The 19913-nt window shown below is 63.1% G+C and carries 18 protein-coding genes and 1 tRNA gene; 8 read left to right on the plus strand and 11 right to left on the minus strand.

Going from position 1 to position 19913, the window contains the following annotated elements; all coding sequences use genetic code 11:
• The first annotated feature begins 403 nt into the window (after nucleotides 1-403).
• Nucleotides 404-1459 carry an aspartyl/asparaginyl beta-hydroxylase domain-containing protein gene (locus X566_RS23955; protein ID WP_081740170.1) on the plus strand — a complete coding sequence of 352 codons (1056 nt, stop codon included), beginning with the start codon at nucleotides 404-406 and terminating at the stop codon, nucleotides 1457-1459.
• A 17-nt stretch (nucleotides 1460-1476) separates the two neighbouring features.
• Here the strand turns inward: X566_RS23955 and X566_RS13660 are convergent, their stop codons facing one another.
• From X566_RS13660 to X566_RS25325, 9 genes are all read right to left on the minus strand, one after another.
• On the minus strand, nucleotides 1477-1764 hold the full coding sequence (locus X566_RS13660) for a hypothetical protein (RefSeq protein WP_034467101.1): 288 nt from the start codon (nucleotides 1762-1764) through the stop codon (nucleotides 1477-1479).
• A gap of 152 nt (nucleotides 1765-1916) precedes the next feature.
• Nucleotides 1917-3287 (minus strand): sigma-54-dependent Fis family transcriptional regulator, encoded by a 1371-nt coding sequence (locus X566_RS13665; protein ID WP_034467102.1) that lies wholly within the window; start codon nucleotides 3285-3287, stop codon nucleotides 1917-1919.
• A 47-nt stretch (nucleotides 3288-3334) separates the two neighbouring features.
• Entirely contained in the window at nucleotides 3335-3691 is a 357-nt protein-coding gene (gene fliN, locus X566_RS13670) for a flagellar motor switch protein FliN (RefSeq protein WP_034467103.1), read from the minus strand.
• A 3-nt stretch (nucleotides 3692-3694) separates the two neighbouring features.
• Entirely contained in the window at nucleotides 3695-4318 is a 624-nt protein-coding gene (locus X566_RS13675; protein WP_034467105.1) for a FliH/SctL family protein, read from the minus strand.
• 1 nt (nucleotide 4319) lies between these two features.
• A complete protein-coding gene (gene fliG, locus X566_RS13680) occupies nucleotides 4320-5393 on the minus strand; it encodes a flagellar motor switch protein FliG (protein WP_034467107.1) in 1074 nt (357 codons plus the stop codon).
• A 6-nt stretch (nucleotides 5394-5399) separates the two neighbouring features.
• Nucleotides 5400-7025 (minus strand): flagellar basal-body MS-ring/collar protein FliF, encoded by a 1626-nt coding sequence (gene fliF / locus X566_RS13685; RefSeq protein ID WP_034468639.1) that lies wholly within the window; start codon nucleotides 7023-7025, stop codon nucleotides 5400-5402.
• Nucleotides 7026-7186: 161 nt separating this feature from the next.
• Entirely contained in the window at nucleotides 7187-7462 is a 276-nt protein-coding gene (locus X566_RS13690; RefSeq protein WP_002714638.1) for a DUF1153 domain-containing protein, read from the minus strand.
• A gap of 175 nt (nucleotides 7463-7637) precedes the next feature.
• The gene (locus X566_RS13695) at nucleotides 7638-8363 is read right to left on the minus strand and encodes a flagellar hook assembly protein FlgD (RefSeq protein WP_034467108.1); all 726 of its coding nucleotides are present in this window, start codon (nucleotides 8361-8363) and stop codon (nucleotides 7638-7640) included.
• An 11-nt stretch (nucleotides 8364-8374) separates the two neighbouring features.
• Complete coding sequence (locus X566_RS25325) at nucleotides 8375-9817, minus strand: flagellar hook-length control protein FliK (RefSeq protein WP_051444078.1); 1443 nt, start codon at nucleotides 9815-9817, stop codon at nucleotides 8375-8377.
• A 283-nt stretch (nucleotides 9818-10100) separates the two neighbouring features.
• Between X566_RS25325 and mnmA the strand changes: the two genes are divergently transcribed.
• The 3 genes from mnmA to X566_RS13715 all read left to right on the plus strand — a co-directional run bounded on the left by mnmA (nucleotide 10101) and on the right by X566_RS13715 (nucleotide 12747).
• Entirely contained in the window at nucleotides 10101-11291 is a 1191-nt protein-coding gene (mnmA, locus tag X566_RS13705; protein WP_034467110.1) for a tRNA 2-thiouridine(34) synthase MnmA, read from the plus strand.
• Nucleotides 11292-11456: 165 nt separating this feature from the next.
• Entirely contained in the window at nucleotides 11457-12095 is a 639-nt protein-coding gene (locus X566_RS13710; protein WP_034467112.1) for a class I SAM-dependent methyltransferase, read from the plus strand.
• Between the two features lie 575 nt (nucleotides 12096-12670).
• Nucleotides 12671-12747: transfer RNA gene (locus tag X566_RS13715), tRNA-Met, on the plus strand.
• Between the two features lie 289 nt (nucleotides 12748-13036).
• On the opposite strand, the gene X566_RS13720 is transcribed toward X566_RS13715, so the two are convergent.
• Entirely contained in the window at nucleotides 13037-13456 is a 420-nt protein-coding gene (locus X566_RS13720; RefSeq protein ID WP_034467113.1) for a hypothetical protein, read from the minus strand.
• Between the two features lie 243 nt (nucleotides 13457-13699).
• On the opposite strand from X566_RS13720, the gene X566_RS13725 reads away from it, so the two are divergent.
• Genes X566_RS13725 through X566_RS13740 form a run of 4 tightly spaced genes read left to right on the plus strand, consistent with a single transcriptional unit; the run spans nucleotide 13700 to nucleotide 17956 of the window.
• Nucleotides 13700-14131 carry a Zn-ribbon domain-containing OB-fold protein gene (locus tag X566_RS13725; protein WP_081740172.1) on the plus strand — a complete coding sequence of 144 codons (432 nt, stop codon included), beginning with the start codon at nucleotides 13700-13702 and terminating at the stop codon, nucleotides 14129-14131.
• Complete coding sequence (locus tag X566_RS13730; protein WP_034468647.1) at nucleotides 14131-15279, plus strand: thiolase family protein; 1149 nt, start codon at nucleotides 14131-14133, stop codon at nucleotides 15277-15279. Before X566_RS13725 ends, X566_RS13730 begins: the two co-directional genes overlap by 1 nt.
• A 56-nt stretch (nucleotides 15280-15335) precedes the next feature.
• Nucleotides 15336-15863 carry a MaoC family dehydratase gene (locus X566_RS13735; RefSeq protein ID WP_034467115.1) on the plus strand — a complete coding sequence of 176 codons (528 nt, stop codon included), beginning with the start codon at nucleotides 15336-15338 and terminating at the stop codon, nucleotides 15861-15863.
• Nucleotides 15860-17956 carry an FAD-dependent oxidoreductase gene (locus tag X566_RS13740; protein ID WP_034467117.1) on the plus strand — a complete coding sequence of 699 codons (2097 nt, stop codon included), beginning with the start codon at nucleotides 15860-15862 and terminating at the stop codon, nucleotides 17954-17956. Before X566_RS13735 ends, X566_RS13740 begins: the two co-directional genes overlap by 4 nt.
• Nucleotides 17957-18215: 259 nt before the next feature.
• On the opposite strand, the gene X566_RS13745 is transcribed toward X566_RS13740, so the two are convergent.
• Nucleotides 18216-19829: a class I adenylate-forming enzyme family protein gene (locus X566_RS13745; protein WP_051444080.1), complete on the minus strand. Its 1614-nt coding sequence runs from the start codon at nucleotides 19827-19829 to the stop codon at nucleotides 18216-18218.
• Nucleotides 19830-19913: the final 84 nt, after the last annotated feature.

A 19913-nucleotide genomic window follows, 5' to 3' on the forward strand; every position in this document is an offset into this window, starting at 1 on the left:
GTGGCGCCGGCGGCGATCAAGAGTAGCCTCTGCAGCTTCTCATTTTCCGTCATTTTGTTCGCGCTTGCAGGGGCGGTGCGGCGGAACGCGACGATCTCCACAGCCGCGAAGCTGCGTCCTGGTATCATCCGACATGCGTGATTGCCACGGTCCCTTGGAGTTAGCCGCGGGGCGGCAGTTCCATTTCGTCCGATAGCGCTCGGGCGAAACATTCGCGCCGCATTCGACTCGGATTTGAGCGATCGCGCATTGTTGGTGCCCCGGTCGAATTGTGTCTGTGATGTGGAGCGCCACATCCTTGCCATCACCTGCAATTAACGCTGGAAATTGCGCCGTGTGATACCTTTAAATGGTTGAAGGTGGCGAATCAGTCGCGGCTCGCGCGTGTGTTGGGGACGACATCATGGCGCAAAACAGTTCAGTGCGGGCTTCATCGGCCACACCCGCGCAACCGTTTGCGAACGAGAATACGCCTTTGCAGGAGCATGTGCCGCCGGTCCGCGCGCCGAGCGCGATCATGCGCCAATTCATGAATGCTGTGCAGTGGGCGGAGCGGAAGAACCGCGCAGCCGCCGTGCACGGCAATCCATCCGTTTATGATAGCCGCATCTTCCCCTGGGCCGCCGATCTCGAAAGCGGCTGGACGATCATCCGTGGTGAGCTTGCCAGGTTGATGATGCGTCGTGAGGCGCTGGTAGGCCAATCGCCCGCGTCGTCCGCCACGATTGGGGAGGATCGCGGCTGGACCACCTTCATGCTCGCGAACTACTTCAAGCAGTATGAGCACAACATCGCCCAATGTCCGGAGACGTGGCGGCTGGTGCAGAAGGTGCCGGGTCTCGTCAGTGCGATGTTCTCGGTGCTGGAGCCCGGCAGGCGGCTGCCGCCGCATCGCGGTCCTTATAACGGCCTGCTGCGGCTGCATCTCGGTCTGATCGTGCCGGAGCCGCGCGAGGCGGTGGCGATCCGCGTCGATGGCAAGGTGCATCATTGGGACGAGGGGCGCGCGCTGATCTTCGACGACACCTACGAGCATGAGGCGCGCAACGAGAGCGATTATACGCGGGTCGTTCTGTTCGTCGATTTCGAGAAGCCGTTGAAATTTCCGGCGCGCATCGTCAACCGCCGCCTGCTGCGCAGCTATTTTTTCAGTCCGTTTGTCCGCGAGGGCGCCGATCATCAGGGCTGGTGGGCGCGTCGCTACTATCGCCAGGCCCTCGCAATGCGCGCGATCGCGCGGCCCTCAGCGGCCAGACCGGCTGCGCCGTCGCAGCGCAAGCCGCTGCCAAACGAACTACCGGCGCTTGAACGTTTGCGCAGTGAGCGGCCAAAAGCCGAACCGGCGAAGGGTGAACGGCCCAGGATTGAACCGTCTGCGGACGAGCGGGCTTCGGTTCAGCCGGCGGATCTGGTCGAGGTGCTCAATCGCGAGTGGCCGTTCGATCGCGACAAGACCTAGCCTCATTCCCGCGAGCTTCATTCTTGCTCGCCCTTGCCGGCGTCATACTCAGCGGAGATGCGCGGTGCGCCGGCGCGGTCGCGATCGAGCGACTGGCGATAGCGGATGCAGCCGCGCATGAATTGCGGCCACTCCGGCACTTCGATCTGGGGTGGGGTTTTTTCCGGTAGCAGGTCCCAGAGATCGGGATGATGCCAGCACAGGTCGTGTCCAGTGCTGTCGCGATGTTGTCGGATCGCGACGCGGAGGCGCTTGGCCTCAGCCAGCAGCGCCTCCCGATCGAGCAGGTCGAGATCGTCGTCCAAGATCGTCCTCCATGCGCGGCTCCGGTGAAAACCGGTACAATGCCGCGGACCATCAGCCGGTTGCGCTGGCGGCTGCTTCAGAACGACGCATTCTTAAAAAAGCCGATGCCCGGCGCGAGGCCGGGCATCGTGAGCGTCGGAGGCTTCAGGCGTTAGAGCGCGAAGCGCGGTTCGCCCTGGCCTGGCGGCGGAATGGCCAAGCCGCCGTCGGCATATTCATTCAGTTTGTTGCGCAGGGTGCGGATCGAGATGCCGAGGATGTTGGCCGCATGGGTGCGGTTGCCGAGGCAATGCTTCAGCGTTTCCAGAATCAAGTCGCGTTCGACGTCGGCCACGGTGCGGCCGACCAGCGCGCGGGTGACCTGCTCGGCTGCGAGCGTGGCATGCGCGACCACTGGCGAGGTCTTGGCGAGATCGAGCCGGTCGCCTTCCGGCGACAGGATCGCGTCGGCGCCGATCTCGTCGCCGCTTGCCATCAGCACCGCGCGGTGAATCGTGTTCTCCAGTTCGCGCACATTGCCTTGCCAGCGATTTCCGCTTAGCACGCGGCGCGCCTCCGTCGACAACGGCCGGGGCGGCAGGCCGTTCGCTTCGGCGTATTTCCGCGCAAAGTGTTGTGCGAGCTCGATGATATCGGCCGGGCGTTCGCGCAGCGCCGGGATCTTCAGGTTGACGACGTTGAGGCGGAACAGCAGATCTTCACGGAAAGTCCCGGCGCGCACCGCTTCAGCAAGATTGCGGTTCGAGGTGGCGATGATGCGGATATCGACAGGCACCGGCCGCGTGCCGCCGACACGATCGATGACGCGCTCCTGGATCGCGCGCAGCAGCTTGGACTGCAGTCGTACGTCCATTTCGGAGATTTCGTCGAGCAGTAGCGTGCCGCCATTGGCTTCCTCGAACTTGCCGATGCGGCGGGCGATGGCGCCGGTGAAGGCACCCTTCTCATGGCCGAACAGCTCGGACTCGAGCAGGTGCTCGGGGATCGCGGCGCAGTTGACGGAGATGAACGGCCGCTTGGCCCGGTTGGAACGTGAGTGAACGTAGCGTGCCAGCACCTCCTTGCCGGTGCCGGATTCGCCGGTGACCATCACCGAGGCTTCCGACGCGGCAACCTGCTGGGCAAGCTTGATGACCTTGGCCATCGCCTCGTCGCGATAGATCAACTCGCGGGTGTCATTGGCGACCGCAGCGATGACGGCGGCGATCAGCTCCGGGTCCGGCGGTAGCGGGATGTATTCCTTCGCGCCGGCGTGGATCGCGGCGACCGCCGCGCGGGCGTCGTTGGTGATGCCGCAGGCGACGATCGGCACATGGATGTGTTCGGCTTCGAGGCGCATCACCAGGTCGCGGATATCGAGGGCGACATCGACCATCAGCAGGTCCGCGCCCTTGCCGCCGCGCAGCACCCGCATCGTCTGCTCGATGTCGGCAGCGTGAGTGACAGTCGCGCCGTTGTCCATGGCGATCTTGGTTGCGGTCGTAAGCTGGCCCTTCAGGGTACCGGCGATGAGAAGCCGCATGTCTTGCTCCTGTCATAGCGTGTCGCGCCGGGCGCGACGGCGGATCGTTATCCGCGCTCGTTGTTGTTGATGATTTCGGTCATGGTGACGCCGAGCTTGTCCTCGACCAGGACCACCTCGCCGCGCGCCACCAGGCGGTTGTTGACGTAAATGTCGATCGCTTCGCCGACGCGGCGGTCGAGCTCCAGTACCGTGCCGGGGCCGAGCCGCAGCAGTTCGCCGACATCCATGCGCGAACGGCCGAGCACGGCCGAGACCTGCACCGGTACGTCGAACACCGCTTCGAGATCGGCGGCGACGCGCGCGGTCTGCTCGTCCGGGCTGTAGGCTTCGATGTCGTCCGGAGGGCCTTGCTGAGGCCCGTCCAGATTCGGAAGCGGAACCTGGCTGTCTGTATCGCTCATCGTTTAAGTCTCCGCCACGTTACGCGAGGCCATGTATCGGTTCACCAGTTCGGCGATCTTCGCATCGGTCGCGGCACGATCGGTGGCGACGCCGCCGTCGGCCCATTCTAGCTTGCAGTCGCCGCCCTGGATGTCCGGGTCGGACAGGATCACCAGCCGGCCCTCGAAGCCGTTTTGCTTGGCGATTGCTTCGATGCGACCGCGCGCCTCGTCGTAGAGCGCATCGTTGACGCGGACGACGAGGTGCGGCGTCGAAACGAGATGACGCAAACAGTCGGTCAACAGCGCGGTCATCTCCGCTAAGGGCTCGTGGTTGATCAGTTCGCCGCACAGCTTGCGTGCGACGGCCACGGCAACGGCGACCGCCTCGGTCTCGATCCGGGTTTCGGCCGCGCCGAGCTGATTGGCGATGCGCGCCATCGCTTGCGCCAGCCCTTCCATGGCGATCGCGTTGCGGCGCACGGTTTCGTTGGCGGCATCCGCCTGACCCGCGGCATAGCCGGTGCGCGATCCGCGGGCTTCGGCTTCCGCGACCTTGCGCGCGACATCGGCTGTGCTTGCCGCGTCGTTGCGCGAGGAGGGGCTGGAGAAGTCCAGGTCGAACAGGAACTTTGCGGGAGCTGCCATCTCAATACACCAGCTCGTCGTCGGCGCGGCTCTTCGCCAGCATGATCTCGCCCTTGGCGGCAAGGTCCTTGGCGAGGTTGACCAAGAGCGCCTGCGCTTCGTCCACGTCGCGCAGCCGCACCGGGCCGAGCGCCTGCATGTCGTCCAGCAGCATTTTGGCGGCGCGGCTCGACATGTTGCCGAGGAAGAAGGCGCGGATGTCTTCGTTGGCGCCCTTCAGCGCGATGCCGAGCTTGTCCTTGTCTACGTGGCGCATCAGCGTCTGGGCGGAGGCGGTGTCCAGCTTCACCAGATCGTCGAAGGTGAACATCAGCGCCTTGATGCGTTCGGCGGATTCGCGATTCTCCTCTTCCAGCGACGTGATGAAGCGGGTCTCGGTCTGCCGGTCGAAGTTGTTGAAGATCTCGGCCATTACCTCGTGGGCGTCGCGCCGGCGGGTTTGGGAAAGGTTCGACATGAATTCGAGGCGCAGGGTCTGTTCGACCCGCTCGATCACTTCCTTCTGCACCGCCTCCATCCGCAGCATACGGTTGACGACGTCGAGCGCAAGCTCCTCGGGCAGGATCGCCAGCACACGAGCCGCATGCTCAGCCGTCAGCTTGGAGAGGACGACGGCAATGGTCTGCGGATACTCGTTCTTCAGGTAGTTGGCGAGAACCTCTTCCTGGACGTTGGAGAGCTTCTCCCACATGTTGCGGCCGGCGGGGCCGCGGATTTCGTCCATGATGCCGCTGACGCGCTCCTTCGGCAGATACTGCTGCAACAGGCGTTCTGTGGCGTCGAAGTTGCCCATCAGTGCGCCGGACGCCGACATCCGCGAGACGAATTCGAGCAGCAGGTCCTCGACCACATCCGCCTCGACCGTGCCGAGCGAGGACATCACCAGGGACAGTTCGCGCAGTTCGTCGTCGTCGAGCAAGGACCAGATCTTGCCGCCGTACTGTTCGCCGAGGGCGAGCATCAGCAATGCCGCGCGCTTCGGCCCCGGCAGCTTGGTGGTCTTGCTCCGCCCGGCCTGTCGCGTGGCGAGCGTGGCCAGGGTGCCTGCGATGTCGGTCTGATTGGCGGCGTTCATGACGGTTTACGGGGTCGCGGGCTCGGAGAGCCACTGGCGGATGATGGATACGGTTTCGGACGGGTTGCGGTCGACCAACTCGCCGACGCGATGCACAGACTGGGCATGCACCTGGCCCTGCACCTGGGCGACGTCGATCAGGTTGGTCGGCATCGTTCCCGGGAGAGCGACGGCGGTGCTGTCGGATGGACCGGCGACGGCCGGCGTTGCAGGAGCGGGCAGCGCGGCGGCGATCGCCTCAGGGCTGAGGATGCGCTTCACCAGTGGCCGCACCACGAACAGCAGCACGACGATGCCGAGGAAGGCCATCACCGCCAGTTCGATGGCAGACATGATGTCGTCCTTGGTGAACTGGAATTTGCCGAGCAGGCCGGCCGGCTCGGCGAGCGGCAGCTCCATCGGTCCGTCGGCAAAGCGCAGGTTCACCACCTCCACTTGGTCGCCACGCTTCTGGTCGAAGCCGATGGCGGAGCGGACCAGGGCGGCGATGCGGTCGAGGTCGTCCTTGCTGCGCGGCTGATAGGTGACGTCGCCGCGCTCGTTCTTGCCGTAGACGCCATCGACCAGCACGGCGACCGAAATCCGGTTGACGCGGCCGGCTTCGATCACCTCGGTCTTGGTGGTGCGGGAAATCTCGTAGTTGACGATCTCTTCGGTCTTCTTACTGAGATCCTTCGGCGTGGCGGCGGGCTGGCCGTCCTGACGCTGGGCGCCGGGAAGCTCGTTGTTGACGGTGACCTGGTTGTCGCGGGAGTCCGCCGTTTGCGACGATTCCTCGCGCGACTGGCTGGAGCGGACCACCCGGCTCTCGGGGTCGTATTGGTCGGAGGTCTGGGTGATCTTGTTGTAGTCGAAATCGGCCGCGAGCTGCACGCGGGCACGGCCCGAGCCGACCACCGAGGAGACGATGGCCTCCACCTGATCGCGCAGGCGCCGTTCGAAGCCGATCCGGCGCTCCTCGCTGCTGATGCCGTCAATGGTGCCTTCGGCCGCGCCGTTGGCCAGCAGATTACCGCGTTCATCGACGATCGACACCCGCTGCGGCTTCAGTCCGTTCACCGCCGAGGCGGCGAGATGGCGAATCGCACGGACCTGCGCCGGCTCCAGCGCACCGCGCACGCGCAGCACGATCGATGCCGATGGCTCAGGCGTTTCCCGCGAGAACAGCGGTCGTTCCGGCAGCACCAGATGGACGCGGGCAAACTGGACGCGGTCGATGGCACGGATGGTACGGGCGAGTTCGCCTTCCAGCGCGCGCAGGTGATTGATATTCTGGACGAAGGAGGTGGCGCCGAGCGCATCGGACTTGTCGAAGATTTCGTAACCGACGCCGCCGCCCTTCGGCAGGCCGGACTCGGCGAGCTTCATGCGCAGGCGAGTGACCTTATCCTTCGGCACCAGCAGCACGGCGCCGTCGTTGCGCATCTCATAGGGGATCGACTGGCGCTCGAGGTCCTTGATGATCGCCGAGGAGTCCTCATAGGAGAGGTCGGTGAACAGGGTGGTCATCTGCGGCGCTGTGACGCGCATGATGATGAAGGCGAAGAAGCCGACCAGGGCCACGGTGACCGCGACCATCGCTGCCAGGCGCGCAGCGCCCAGACTCCGCAAAAATCCCAACAGCCCTTGCAACGGTACCAGCCCCTGCCGATTCGGCGTCACGCGCCACTGGGCAAAATTTGCCTACGGATGGTTTCGATATAGTTAACGCTTCTTAAACACCGCAAACGTAAAACGCCGGCTCGAGGGTCGAGCCGGCGCTTATGGAAATCCTAACGAAATCTTAAAGGCGGTTACTGGCGGTACTGCTGAATCCGGGTGGTGCGCAGTCCGGCGAGACCATGCTGGTCGATCGAGAACTGCCAAGAGAGGAATTCGTCGACGGTCAGCGTATAGCGGCTGCAGGCTTCTTCCAGGGAGAGCAGTCCGCCGCGGACGGCGGCAACGACTTCGGCCTTGCGGCGGATCACCCACCGTTTCGTACCTGGTGCGGGCAAATCCGCGATGGTCAACGGGCTTCCGTCGGGCCCGATGACGTATTTGACCCTCGGGCGGTGGGGCTCTGTCATGGCGTACTCACAACTCTACTGACTGAACTCGTGAGTTGGACGGTACTCTAGGCGGCTTAAAATTTGGCTAAGTGCAAGGTTGCAATACGATCCTTCTTGCACATGCCCGTGTATGGCCTCCTGTCAGGAGCGCCGGGGGGCGTCGTTAAGATTTAAGTAAAAGGTTGACCGCCGCTCAGCTGGTGGTATCGCTGCCGCTGCTGGTCGGGCGGACCACGCGCTTGATCTGGTCGAGGGTGATGCTTTCACCGTTGATGATCAGGAGCGGCGGGGTCGATGTCAGATCGACGGAATCGATCACGCCCTTGGAGTCCGCGGACATGGTGACGGCCTGTCCGTCGGCATCGACCGCCTTGATCGAGACCTTGTAGGTGCCCTCCGGCCATTGCACGCCGTCGTTGCCCTTGCCGTCCCAGACAAAGTTGTGGTTGCCGGCATTGAGATTGTAGGTGCCGCTATAGACCGTCTGGCCGCTCGCATTGACGACGCTGACGGTGGCGCGGACATCCTTCGGCGTGGTGAGGGTCCAGGTGGCCATACCATCCTTGTACGCAGCGCTGGTGCCGTCCACCACCACGGTTGCGCCGACCAGGTTGAGGGCCTGAGTCGCCTGGGAGGTCTTCTGCAGGTCGATCAGCGATTTCAACTGATCGTTCTGCTTCAGTTGCTGCTCGACCTGCGCGAACTGCACGAGCTGCTGGGTGAACTGGTTGGTATCCAGCGGATCGAGCGGGTTCTGGTTCTGCAGCTGGGTCGTCAGCAAGGTCAGGAACGTCTGGAAGTTGCCGGCGAGCGTTGCGCCGCTGCCAGAGCCCATCGAGCCGGTCGACGTCGATGACGACGACGTGTTGGTCGACGGCGCCGAGATCACCTGCGAGGGCAGCGAGACGTCAATGGCCATGGGCGTTGTCCTTATACTCTGATGTCGATGCCGCCGCGCGCGCCGATCATACGGCCATAGCTGCGCGTCGCAGGCTCGGGCGTGGCTTGGTCGTCTTCGATGATGTGCAGCCGGTGGGCATTGCGCCCGGTGTCGTTGTCGTCGTTGCGCTGCGACTGCGATTGGTCGCGCAGCGAGAACTGCAGGCCACTGTCGGAGGTCTTCAGACCCGCATCCTGCAGCGCGCGTTCGAGCTGCGGCGCGTCACGGCGCAGCATGTCCAGGGTGGAGGATTTCTCGACGATCAGGTGCGAGGTGACCTGCCCGTGCCGATCGACGTCGAGCTTGACGTCGATGCGGCCGAGCTCCGGCGGATCGAGCCTGATCTCGAAGCGGCTGCGACCGATCTGCGCATTGGCGACGATCTCGACGGCCAGACCATTGAGCGGCACCGGCACTGAAGACGCTGCGACCGCCGTAAGCTGCGCCATCTGAGCGGGGGCGGCGACCTGCGGCGCGGTGGTATGGGCAACGCCGAAGCCGTTCGGCTGTAACAGGTCGGATGCGGACTGCGTATGAGCCGGCGCTGCTGTCACGTTCGCATCCGATGCCGTGGCTCGGGCCGGCTTCGGCGTCTCGACGTCGGATCGGTCCGCAGCCAGGTGCGGCTGCGTGCTGCTGCGGGCATCCGGTGTCGTGCCGGGCTTGCGCGGATCCGGCGTGGCTTCCACCGGTTTCGGGTCGCCGTTCGGCTTGGCGTCCTCTGCTGCGCGGATGAACTGGCCGTGCTCGACAGTGCCGGGCTTTGCATCGGTCGCTTTGGCTGGCGATGCGAGTTCGTTCTGCGCCTTTGCGTCCACCTGGGCGGCGACGGTGTCGGCCTTGATATCGCCTTCGGGTTTGATCTCGGTCGGCAGTGCCGCCGCGGCGGTCTCGGTTGTGGCTTCGGCGCCTGCGGCGGTTGCGGCTGCAACCGGCGGTGCCGTATCGGCGGCAACGCGGCTCAACGCGGCCGCGGCTGTTTCTGCTGGCGTTGGCACCACCGTCGCCGGCGGGTTCACCACCGGGATCGCATCATCGGCGCTGACGACCGAGGTGACGAGCGCCGGGTCCGGCGCGTTCGCGGCTGGATCGCCCGCGTCGTCCTTGTTGTCCGTGGCATCGGTCGTGGTCTGCGCGGCTGTATTCGCGGAGCTCTCGGCCTGCGGGCTGCGCTCGATCCGCGTCCCGCCCTCGGCCGGAGGCTGTGTTTGCCGCTCGGATTGCGGGGACTCCGCCGGTACTGGTCGCCGGGTGACAGCCGGATCGTCGGCGGCCGATGGTGATCGCGGCTGGTTGCGGGAGGACGCCGACAGATTGCTGTCGACCAGGGTCGCAAAGCCGTCCTGCCGCTCTGCAGCGGGTTTGCCGCCCGACCGGGGCGCGGAGGACCGATTGGAACCATTCAAACTGGCTTCGACTGCAACGCTGGACAAGGCTCGCCTCACACGGGAAGGAGATTTCCTCCTGTCTTCAGCAAGGAGCGGGCCACCCGGTCCGCAAAATTAGTCCATATTTTCCAGGCGCTTACCCTGATCGAGGGGAGGCCGCTCGGTTGTCCTGCGCAGCGGCATTTTGCCCAGCGGCAAGAATTACCCTGTCAGGCTGTTTCTTGGCTTGCATGATTGCACAGCCCCGGCGCGGGCTATAAGTACATGGCACTACACCAGAAACAGCGATTCAAGCGCGGCCCTGAGGCCGCTGAAACCAGCCGGACCCATGCTCAACAGCCTCGATCTTGAAGGCCGTCCGCAGGACACCCGTGTCGTCGTCGCCATGTCGGGCGGCGTCGACTCCTCGACAACGGCTGCGCTGCTGAAGGCGGAAGGCTACGACGTGGTCGGCGTGACCTTGCAGCTTTACGACCACGGCGCTGCGACCCATCGCAAGGGTGCCTGCTGCGCGGGCCAGGATATCCATGACGCGCGGATGGTGGCGGAGCGGATCGGCATTCCGCACTATGTCCTCGACTACGAGGATCGTTTCCGCGCAGCGGTGATCGATCGCTTCGCGGAGAGTTATGCGGCCGGCGAGACGCCGGTGCCGTGCATCGAGTGCAATCGCTCGATCAAGTTCGATGATCTGCTGACGACAGCGCGGCAGCTCGGCGCGCGCGTGCTCGCGACCGGCCACTATGTTGCCTCGCGCAGATTGGCGGATGGATCGCGCGCCTTGCATTGTGCGAAGGATGCCGACCGCGATCAGAGCTATTTCCTGTTCGCGACCACGCAGGACCAACTGGCCACCGTCCGTTTCCCGCTCGGCGATATGACGAAAGCCGAGACGCGTGATCTCGCCCGGACCTATGGTCTGTCGGTGGCCGACAAGCACGACAGCCAGGATATCTGCTTCGTGCCGACAGGCCGCTATACCGATGTGATCGAACGGCTGAAGCCGCATGCGGTCGAGCCCGGTGAGATCGTCGATCTCAACGGACGCGTGCTTGGCCGGCATGAGGGGATCGTGCATTTCACGGTCGGCCAGCGGCGTGGCCTCGGCATTGCTGCGGCCGAACCGCTGTACGTGGTCCGTCTGGAAGCCGATACTCATCGCGTCGTGGTCGGACCCCGCGCGGCACTGCGCACCCGCTCGATCGCATTGCGCGACATCAACTGGATCGGTGACGGCGCGTTGCCGCATGCCGGCGAAGCGCGCGAGATCTACGTTCGTGTTCGCTCGACCCGGCCGCCGCGGCCAGCACTGTTGCGCGCAGTCGATGGCCGTTGCGAGGTCGAGCTCGTCGATGGCGAGGAGGGCGTCTCGCCCGGTCAGGCCTGCGTCTTCTACGATGCCCCAGCCGGGCAGGCGCGCGTGCTTGGCGGCGGCTTCATCGCCCGAACAGTCGCGATGGCCGATGCGGCGCAGCCGACCCTTGCGGGGAGGCCGCTGGTTGCGGCATCACCGGTTTAGCGGTTCGATCGCGGCCGTTGGTCATCCGCTGCCGCAGCGGGATCGGCCGATCCTGGACCGAAAGAATCGCTCTGCGACGAAACGCGTCGAGACAAGAATCGAGAGCTTCGGTTCTGATTCAATCAGAACTGAGCAAGTTCTAGAATAGGTGAGTTGGGGCGGGGGATGACCAACGATATCGACCGCGATGGCGTCGCGAAGGCCTACGCGCGCTGGGCGCCGGTCTACGATCTCGTATTCGGCGCGGTGTTCGAGAAGGGCCGGCGTGCATCGATTGAAGCCGCCGACAGGGTTGGCGGACGGGTGCTCGACGTCGGGGTCGGCACCGGACTTTCGCTGTCCGACTATGCACCGACGACGCGAATCTGCGGGGTCGATCTGTCCGAGCCGATGCTCCGCAAGGCTCAGGAGCGGGTCAGGACCATGAACCTGACCAACGTGGAAACCTTGGCGGTGATGGATGCCAAGACCTTGGCCTTCGCCGACAACACGTTTGACGCCGTGGTGGCGCAGTATGTCATCACCACGGTCCCCGATCCGGAGGGAACGCTCGACGACTTCGTGCGCGTGTTGAAGAGCGGCGGCGAGCTGATCCTCGTCAATCATATCGGAGCGGAAGCGGGACCGCGGCGCATGTTCGAAACAGCGTTTGCCCCGGTGGCGCGCAAACTTGGCTGGCGGCCGGAATTCCCCTGGGAGCGGCTGGTGAATTGGGCGTCGCGGCATGGTGGCGTGACCATGATCGAACGCCGGCCGATGCCGCCGCTCGGGCATTTCTCACTGATCCGCTACCGCAAGGCCTGACATCGTCAGCGGAACCAGCAAGGTTCAGGCAACTGTCTCGCTGCGGAGCGGAGGCGTTCACGAATGCGCTGCGACACGGATAGGCCGGAACTTGAGGCCGTCCCATCCGTTGACCGTCCATGCGAACCCTCATGGTGTTGACGACATTCCTGGTCATCACGACGGCGGCGACAGCTCAGATGCCGCCATCGCGGGACAGTGCGCAAGCTCAGCCACCGCAACAGGGGACAGCGCGCTGCGCGCCTATGCCACAGAACCCGGGGCAGGGCAGCGAACGGGCGCCGTCTGGTACGGTTGGACAGGCGCCGGGATCGCTGACGGATCGGCTCTCCCAATCGGACGGCGTCTTGTGCCCGCCGGCCCATCTCGATCAGGAGATGCAGAAGGAAGCCCCGGACGTCGGTAAAACGCCGGTGATCCCACCGCCGCGCCAACCGGGCGGCGATCCTTCAACCCGTCCCAAATAAGATGATCAGGAAGGGGCTTCCTTTGCTTGACAGGGATTTGGCCGCTTCCTTATATGCGCCCGTTCGCAGCCGCCCGTCGGCTTTCGGCATTCGCTGCCGCGAACAGTTGGCGGGGTAGCTCAGCTGGTTAGAGCACGGGAATCATAATCCTGGGGTCGGGGGTTCGAGTCCCTCCCCCGCTACCACCTTTCCCGCCTCCTTCGACCCGATTTGGGTAGGCCTTTCCCCGAGCACGGCGTTAGCCGGCCTGCTATCTCGACGGCCATACGGCTATGCTTGGCATCCTGGATCAGGGAACACAGTGACAGTTTCGACCAAGTCCGTGTCGACCAAGTCTGAGGTTCCTGCGGTCTCGCATTTCCGGCCGTGGCAACCTTGGCCGCGTCTCATCGAGACATGTGAGTTGCTCCTCGTATATGTCTCGACTCTGGCAGAGTACAGCGCGACTGCCTTCGGAGCGGACGGTCGACGCTGTTAGTTCGGTCGCGTGCGGTCCGGCTGATGCATTAATCCAGCGACCCTGATTCTCTGCCCGACTGCGACGCTGATCGACGTTACCAAGGCCGGCATCGGCGCCGCCATGTACGCGTCGTAACTGTCCTTCTCGTTGCGTCGCGCGTTTACGCTCGCACCAGTGGTTCGAAACTGCGATGACGCGCGGCTGGACTTCAGCCCGAAGAACACCTCGACGTGCCCGTCCTCGCGCGTGTTGGCGAGGGCGGTGAACATAACCACCAGCGTCTTGCCATCCTCGATCTCGACCGCAATCTCCCGCCGGCTTTCATGTCGTAGAAGAACACGGACGTCGACAGCACCGAGGCCGGGCCGTATTTGCGCTGGGAGATCTTCAGATACATCACGTTGGGAGGTGAACTTTTCCCATCGAGCGCGCACGCTTCTTTCTCGGTCCCGGCGCGCATCGCCTTGAACTTGAGCAGCGAACCCGGCTGCGCCGTCGAAGTCTCCGAGCTTTTCGGCACCTTCTTTTGCAGCGCCCGAGTCACATCGGCCCGGTGGCTGACCAGGGTTCAGGGCCGTTCCCTATAGCGCGACAACATAACTGTTAGGACGTTGAATCCGCGATGCGATCGATGGCATTTGATGTACGCCAGCCTTCGCCCGTGGTGAGAAGCAACAATGAAATTCGAACCAATCACAGCATTATCTCCCAACATGACTGCGATCGGAGGGGACCTTATCGGCGGCGATCCTTTGGCCCTCGTCGGTGCGCGTTGCAAGGCGTGCGAGAACTTCTCGTTTCCGCCCCGCGCATTTTGCCCGGCGTGTTTCTCCGCAGACAAGCTTGAACGGCGACCTCTTCGGGGCGAGGGAACGGTATTCACTTTCACTGTCGTTCGTCAGGCTCCGGCGGGGCATGCGGTGCCATACGTGCTCGCCTTCGTCGATCTCCATGAGGGCGTTCGCATCATGGCGCAGGTGCGCGCAGAACCGGAAGCCGTCCATATTGGCATGAAGGTCCGGGCGGCATTCTACATCCGGACAACGGATGCGAGCTCCATGGCGATCTATGCGTTCGAGCCCGCTCCGGCCAGCATGGGAGCTTCATGATGACTAGGGCCTTTGTTGCGGGAGCAGGTATGGTCCGGTTTGGAAAATACGATCCAACCGTCACATTCGAGAAGCTCGCTGTCGGCGCCGCGGCTTCGGCGATGAAGGATGCTGGCGCGGGGCGTGCCAATATTGAGGCGGTCTATCTTGGGCACGTCTTCGGCGGCCCGGTCGCCGGACAACGCGTCGCGGTGGAACTCGGATTGGGCGGCCTGCCGGTCAGCAACCATGAAAATTACTGTGCGAGCGGCGCGACTTCGCTCCGCGAGGCTTGGCTTTCCATCATTGCCGGGCTCTATGATATCGTTCTCGTCATCGGCGCCGAAAAGATGACCGATCGCGTGAAAGGGGGCGTGGCGCCGGATCCGTCGGACCTTGATGCCGTCCATGGCTTCATCATGACGGCAGGGCATGCGATGAGCGCCCGCCGCTACATGGAGGATCATGGCGCGTCCCGCGAGGAGATCGCGATGGTTGCAGTAAAAAACCATGCCCATTCGCGCTTCAATCCCTACGCTCAGTACCAGCATGCGGTGACACTCGAAGCCGTCACAAGCGCCCGCTTGATTGCCGATCCGCTCGGCGTGCTCGACTGCAGTCCGATCAGCGACGGCGCGGCTGCGGCCGTGCTTTGCAGCGAGAAAGGTCTCACGCGGCTCCACCGGCCCTCGAACTTGCCAGAAGTGCGTGCGGTCGGGCTTGTCAGTGGGACGCTACGCACCGGCCTCTACGACTTCAACGAGGAAGATATCTCGCGTCGGGCGGGTGAGCTCGCCTATGCCGCTGCCGCGATCGATCCAAAAGACATTGATTTCGTCGAGATGCACGATTGCTTCACGATCGCTGAGATTGTGAGGATGGAAGGTCTCGGGCTTATCCCACGCGGCGAGGGTGGGCGATGGACCGCGACGCGGCGAACCTCGTTGGGTGGGGCGCTGCCGGTCAACCCTAGTGGAGGTCTCCTGTCGCGTGGTCACCCCGTCGGCGCCACCGGCATGGCCCAGGTCTGTGAGCTATATTGGCAACTGACGGGGCAGGCCGGCGGGCGTCAAGTCGAGAACGCACGGCTTGCGCTCGGCTATTGCAAGGGTGGCACTGTGAACGGAACGGACGGCGCCTCCGTATCGACGGTAGTGATGTCGACGTGACGTATCGGTGGTTCCGAACCAGTCGCTCTGATCATCATCATGTGCGGGACGTTTACATGGACGAGATGCTGTGGCGCGATCGATGCTTCGAAGATTTCGCGGTCGGCGATGTCTGTAAGCACCGCCAGTCGCGGACGATCACTGAATACGACAATATGCTGTTCACGCTGATGACGCAGAACCCGGCTCCGCTGCATATCGACAAGCATTTCGCCAAGGCGATGGGCCACACCCGTCCTATCGTGAACTCGACGCTCACGCTTGCGCTCGTCACCGGCCAGTCGGTCGCGGACCTCACTCCCAACGTCATTACCAATCTTGGCTGGGACAAGGTGCGCCTGCCGGCGCCGGTCTTCGAAGGAGATACAATCTATAGCCAGTCGATGGTCGAGGCGCTGCGTCCATCAGCAAGCCGCAAGGACGCAGGGATCATAACCTTGCAGACTGTCGGTTATACGCAGGAAGGTGTCATCGTGCTTCAGTGCGCACGAACGGTTGTGATCGCACGTCGCGGATTTGAACCGAAAGTTCAACGTCCTGAGCCTGCTGACATCATAACGCCTCGCGAGAAGGGGCCATCATGACTACCAGAGCCGTTGAGACGGACGTTGTCGTCATCGGCGGCAATCCGGGCGGCTGCGCAGCCGCCATCTCCGCAGCGCGTTCCGGGTGTCGCGTGGTCTTGCTGGAGGCCACCTCGACGCTTGGCGGCATGAACGCCAACGGCGTCTGCGGGTTCGATACTGCCCGGCCAGCCGCACTGAGCGGCTTGGCCAAGGAGGTCGAGGGGCTGTTCAAGAAATACTATGAGCAGACCCTTCCTGATGATCCCCTGCAGCAGCGCCGCTCGGACCAGGTGTGGGAGCCTCACGTTGCAGCGCGAATCTGGACCGAACTCGTTGCCGACGAGCCCCACATCACAGCGATTTGCGGTGCTGTTCCGGTCGCCGTGAGTGTGCGCGGGGGGCGGATCGCGCGAGTGACCTGGCGCCCAGCCAGCGACTCCATGGGCGCCGTAGGCGGTGACTCGAGTCAGGACCGGGACGTCGCCGCGCGCATCGTTGTCGATGCGAGCTATGAGGGAGATATTGCCGCCTGGGCTGGCGCTCCCTTCACCATCGGCCGCGAAGCCTATAGCCGGGCCGAGCCGCATGCCGGCGTCATCTATTCGAATAATTTGGAAGCGGCGCCGGAGGGCTACCTGGCACAGTCGCTCTTGCCTGGCAGCACCGGCGAGGCGAGTGACGCTATTATGGCGTTCAGCTTCCGGATGATTTGTAAGCTCTATCCTGACACGGGTCGTGACGCTGCCCACCGTCTGATCGCGCCTCCGACCGGATACGATGCAGGCGCTTACAAGTGGACGCCTACGGGCAGGGATGCGCAGGGGCAGCCGACCTTTTTCAACACCCTCTATAATGTCGTGAACAACAAATGCCTGCTCAACAGGATGGCTTTCGGCAACAACCTTGCCGCCCTGGCGCGGGATTATGTCCTTGCACATCCGCTCGAGCGCGGAGCCATCCGGCGCGCCTTTATGGATCACTCGCTGGGCTTCCTCTACTTCATCCAGAATGACGGCCAAATGCCCGAGCTCGGACTCGCCGATGATGAGTTTGTCGATAACAACCATTTCCCGCGCCAGCTTTACGTGCGCGAGGGCCGGAGGATCGACGGTATCGCAAAGCTGAGCGAAGGCGACGTCAATCCCTTTGTCTCGGGCGACGGATTGCGGCCGCCGTTGAAATCCGACGCTGTCGCGGTCGGTGATTGGATGATCGAATCGCAGGGGTGTGAAGATGAGGTTCGTGCGGGGTATCCTTATCCCGAGGGCTTTCTGTTCTGCCGCGTCACCCAGGCTCCGTTCCAGATTCCTTACGGTTGCCTGTTGCCGCGCGGCGTCGACAACTTGCTGGTTTGCGGCGCCGTCAGCGCGACCCATGTGGCCTTCAGCGCCCTTCGATGTGAGGCGGCCCGCATCCAGACCGGCATTGCCGCAGGTATTGCCGCCGCGCTTGTGCTCGATCTCGGCTGCAAGCCGGCCGACGTGCCAGTCGGCGCGATCCAGGATGAGGTCATTCGGCGCGGAGGTCAGTTGACCTATTTTGCCGACGTCGACGCCGAACATTTGGCCTTTGCCGACATTCAGTGGGCGGCGCTGAAAGGCTTCGTGCCGGCTGACAACGACTTCGCGTTCCGCCCGGACGATATCGTGACGCTGGCGGAGTTCGTAGAGGCGACGGTCACGTGTCTTGAACTTCCGATTAGCGTCACGGGTGCGCACTTCGAGCATATCCCTCCCACGCATCGGGCGTTTCGCTATGCCGAAGCGCTGTACGATCTTGGGACGCGGCGCGGCGTGGACGTGTTTCCGCTGTCTGACGTGAGGATCGAGGATCCGATGCGGGATTTCATCCGCCACGATAGATCGCCAAAGCGCATTGCGGCGCGGCCTGAGAATCCAATACGCGAGGCGGACGCGATCGGCATCCTTTCTCGCGTTTTGCAATCTATGGGCCGGCCCGACGCTCCGATGTTCGACGATCTTCCGTCTGTTCGGGAGCGCTGGCTGACACGCGCGACGCTCTGTGCGCGTCTGCGCAAGGCCGCGCTGACATGTCGGCATGAAGGAGTTGCGGAGGCAGCAGTCATCGGTGCCACAACCGGGCCTTGTTGAGCTCTGTTTCGCTCGGAAAACAGAGCCGACTCACTTCTCGCGGCGGAAAATCATACGTGGTGTCGCTCGTCATCTGAGATGCCGTCTGCTGCTGTGCCATCACGTCGGTGTGGCGCTACGGACCCCGTAGCAGCCCTGGTAGCGCTCTTGGTCATTTCGCTTGCTCCTCACTCATTGGTTCTTCCGCAACAAGTCCGTGCACCGCCCGGAATTGCGAAAGACAATTGATCGACCGATCTCTTCGCACGATGATTCATGTCTATAATTGGAAAAGCTCGGCGAGGCGCGCCCGCTGCAGCTTACCGGTGGTCGTGAGCGGTAAGTCCCTCTCCGAGACAAAGCAGAATTTGTGCGGTATCTTGTAGGTAGCAAGCCTCTCGCGGCAAAATGCCTTCAACTCGTCGGCATCGACTTTCTTGCCAATAATCACCGCTCCAATCACCTCGTCCTTCTCTGCGTCCGGGATGCCGACGACGTATGCGGCCTCAATGGCGGGGTGAGAGGAGAGAATGTCCTCGATTTCGGCCGGGGAAACGTTGATGCCTCCCGACTTGATCATCTCTTTCAAACGCCCGCGGAAGTACAGAAATCCCTCTTCATCGACAAAGCCGAGATCGCCGGTTCGGAAGAAGCCGTCGGCGGTAAAGGCCAACTGCGTCCGCTGCGGGTCCTTATAATAGCCGCTCGTTACATGGCCCTTGAGAAGGATCTCGCCGACTTCGCCCACAGACCGAGGTTTGAGCGTTTCCGGATCGACGATCCGTTGTGTGAAACCCGGCAATGGACGGCCTACCGAGGTGAGGCGCTTGTCGACCGGGTCGTGCCTGCAATCGGTGACGTGACAATTTCCGTAAACTTCGGTGAGCCCGTAGATGTGGCAGATCTCATGCGCACCCAATTCAATCGCCAGTTTCATCTGGTCAGACGTGCCGAATGTTCCGCCGGACCTCAAAGAGCTTAAATTTCGCTGCGCGCGGTCGGGATGTGCGTGGAGTGCCTTGACGATGTTCGGCGTCGCATAGAGCAGCGTGCAGCGTTCCTGTTCGATCAGCCGAAGCGCTTCGGCGGCATCGAAATGCTCTTGCAGAACCAAGCATGCGCCGTGGGTTAGCGCATTGAACAGCGCGTTCTCGCAGCCGAACCCCCAGAACAGCGATATGGCCAGCCAGAGCCGGTCAGCGGTGGTCACGTGCATGCGCTCGCCGATCGCCCACACGTTGGCGATCAGCCCTTCGTGATGAATCTGCACGCCTTTGGGAGCGGCGGTTGAGCCCGATGTGTACAGCAGGTAGGCGACGTCATTCGCCTGAACCTGGCAAAACGTTTCACCGATCTCAGCATCGGATATTTTTCTGCCAAGCCAGGGCAGAGTATTGAAAGCGATGCTTTCGCCGCAACCGGCTTGGCCCACATGTATGGTTTGCTTGAGTTTTGGAAGGGCGGCCGGATTGGCTGTGATCTCGTTCAGCATAGCGGCGAAGTCACTGCGCAGAAACCTGGGCGTGAAGATTAGCGTATCTGTGTCTGAGTGCTCGAGTACGTAGCGGAGCTCGCGTACAGTTAACCAGGTGTTGACTGCAACCATGATTGCGCCGAGCGAACAGATTGCCAGTGCCGCAACGATCCACTCGGGTCTATTGCCCATCAGCACGGCCACCCGACTACCTCGTGCCACCCCTAACGCAGTCAGCCCTTTGGCGTAGCCCTTCACGTAATAGCGAAGCTCGCTGTAGTTCCAGCGCAGGTCGCCAGAGACCAGCGCCGGGCGGTCGGGGTAGCGAGCGGAAATCTCCGCAAGCAGCGTTGGAATGGTTCGGCTCGCGGGTTTTGGACTGGTCTCGAGGAGATCACTCGCAGACGGTATTGCATTCATCAGAGTCACCCCTTTCCGGCGCGGCTTGACGCCGGTTGCTAATTGCTTGGGTGCGATTGAATCCTGTCGCTCAGCCACGGGCAA

This window comes from Afipia sp. P52-10 (genome assembly GCF_000516555.1).
Lineage (GTDB): Bacteria > Pseudomonadota > Alphaproteobacteria > Rhizobiales > Xanthobacteraceae > P52-10.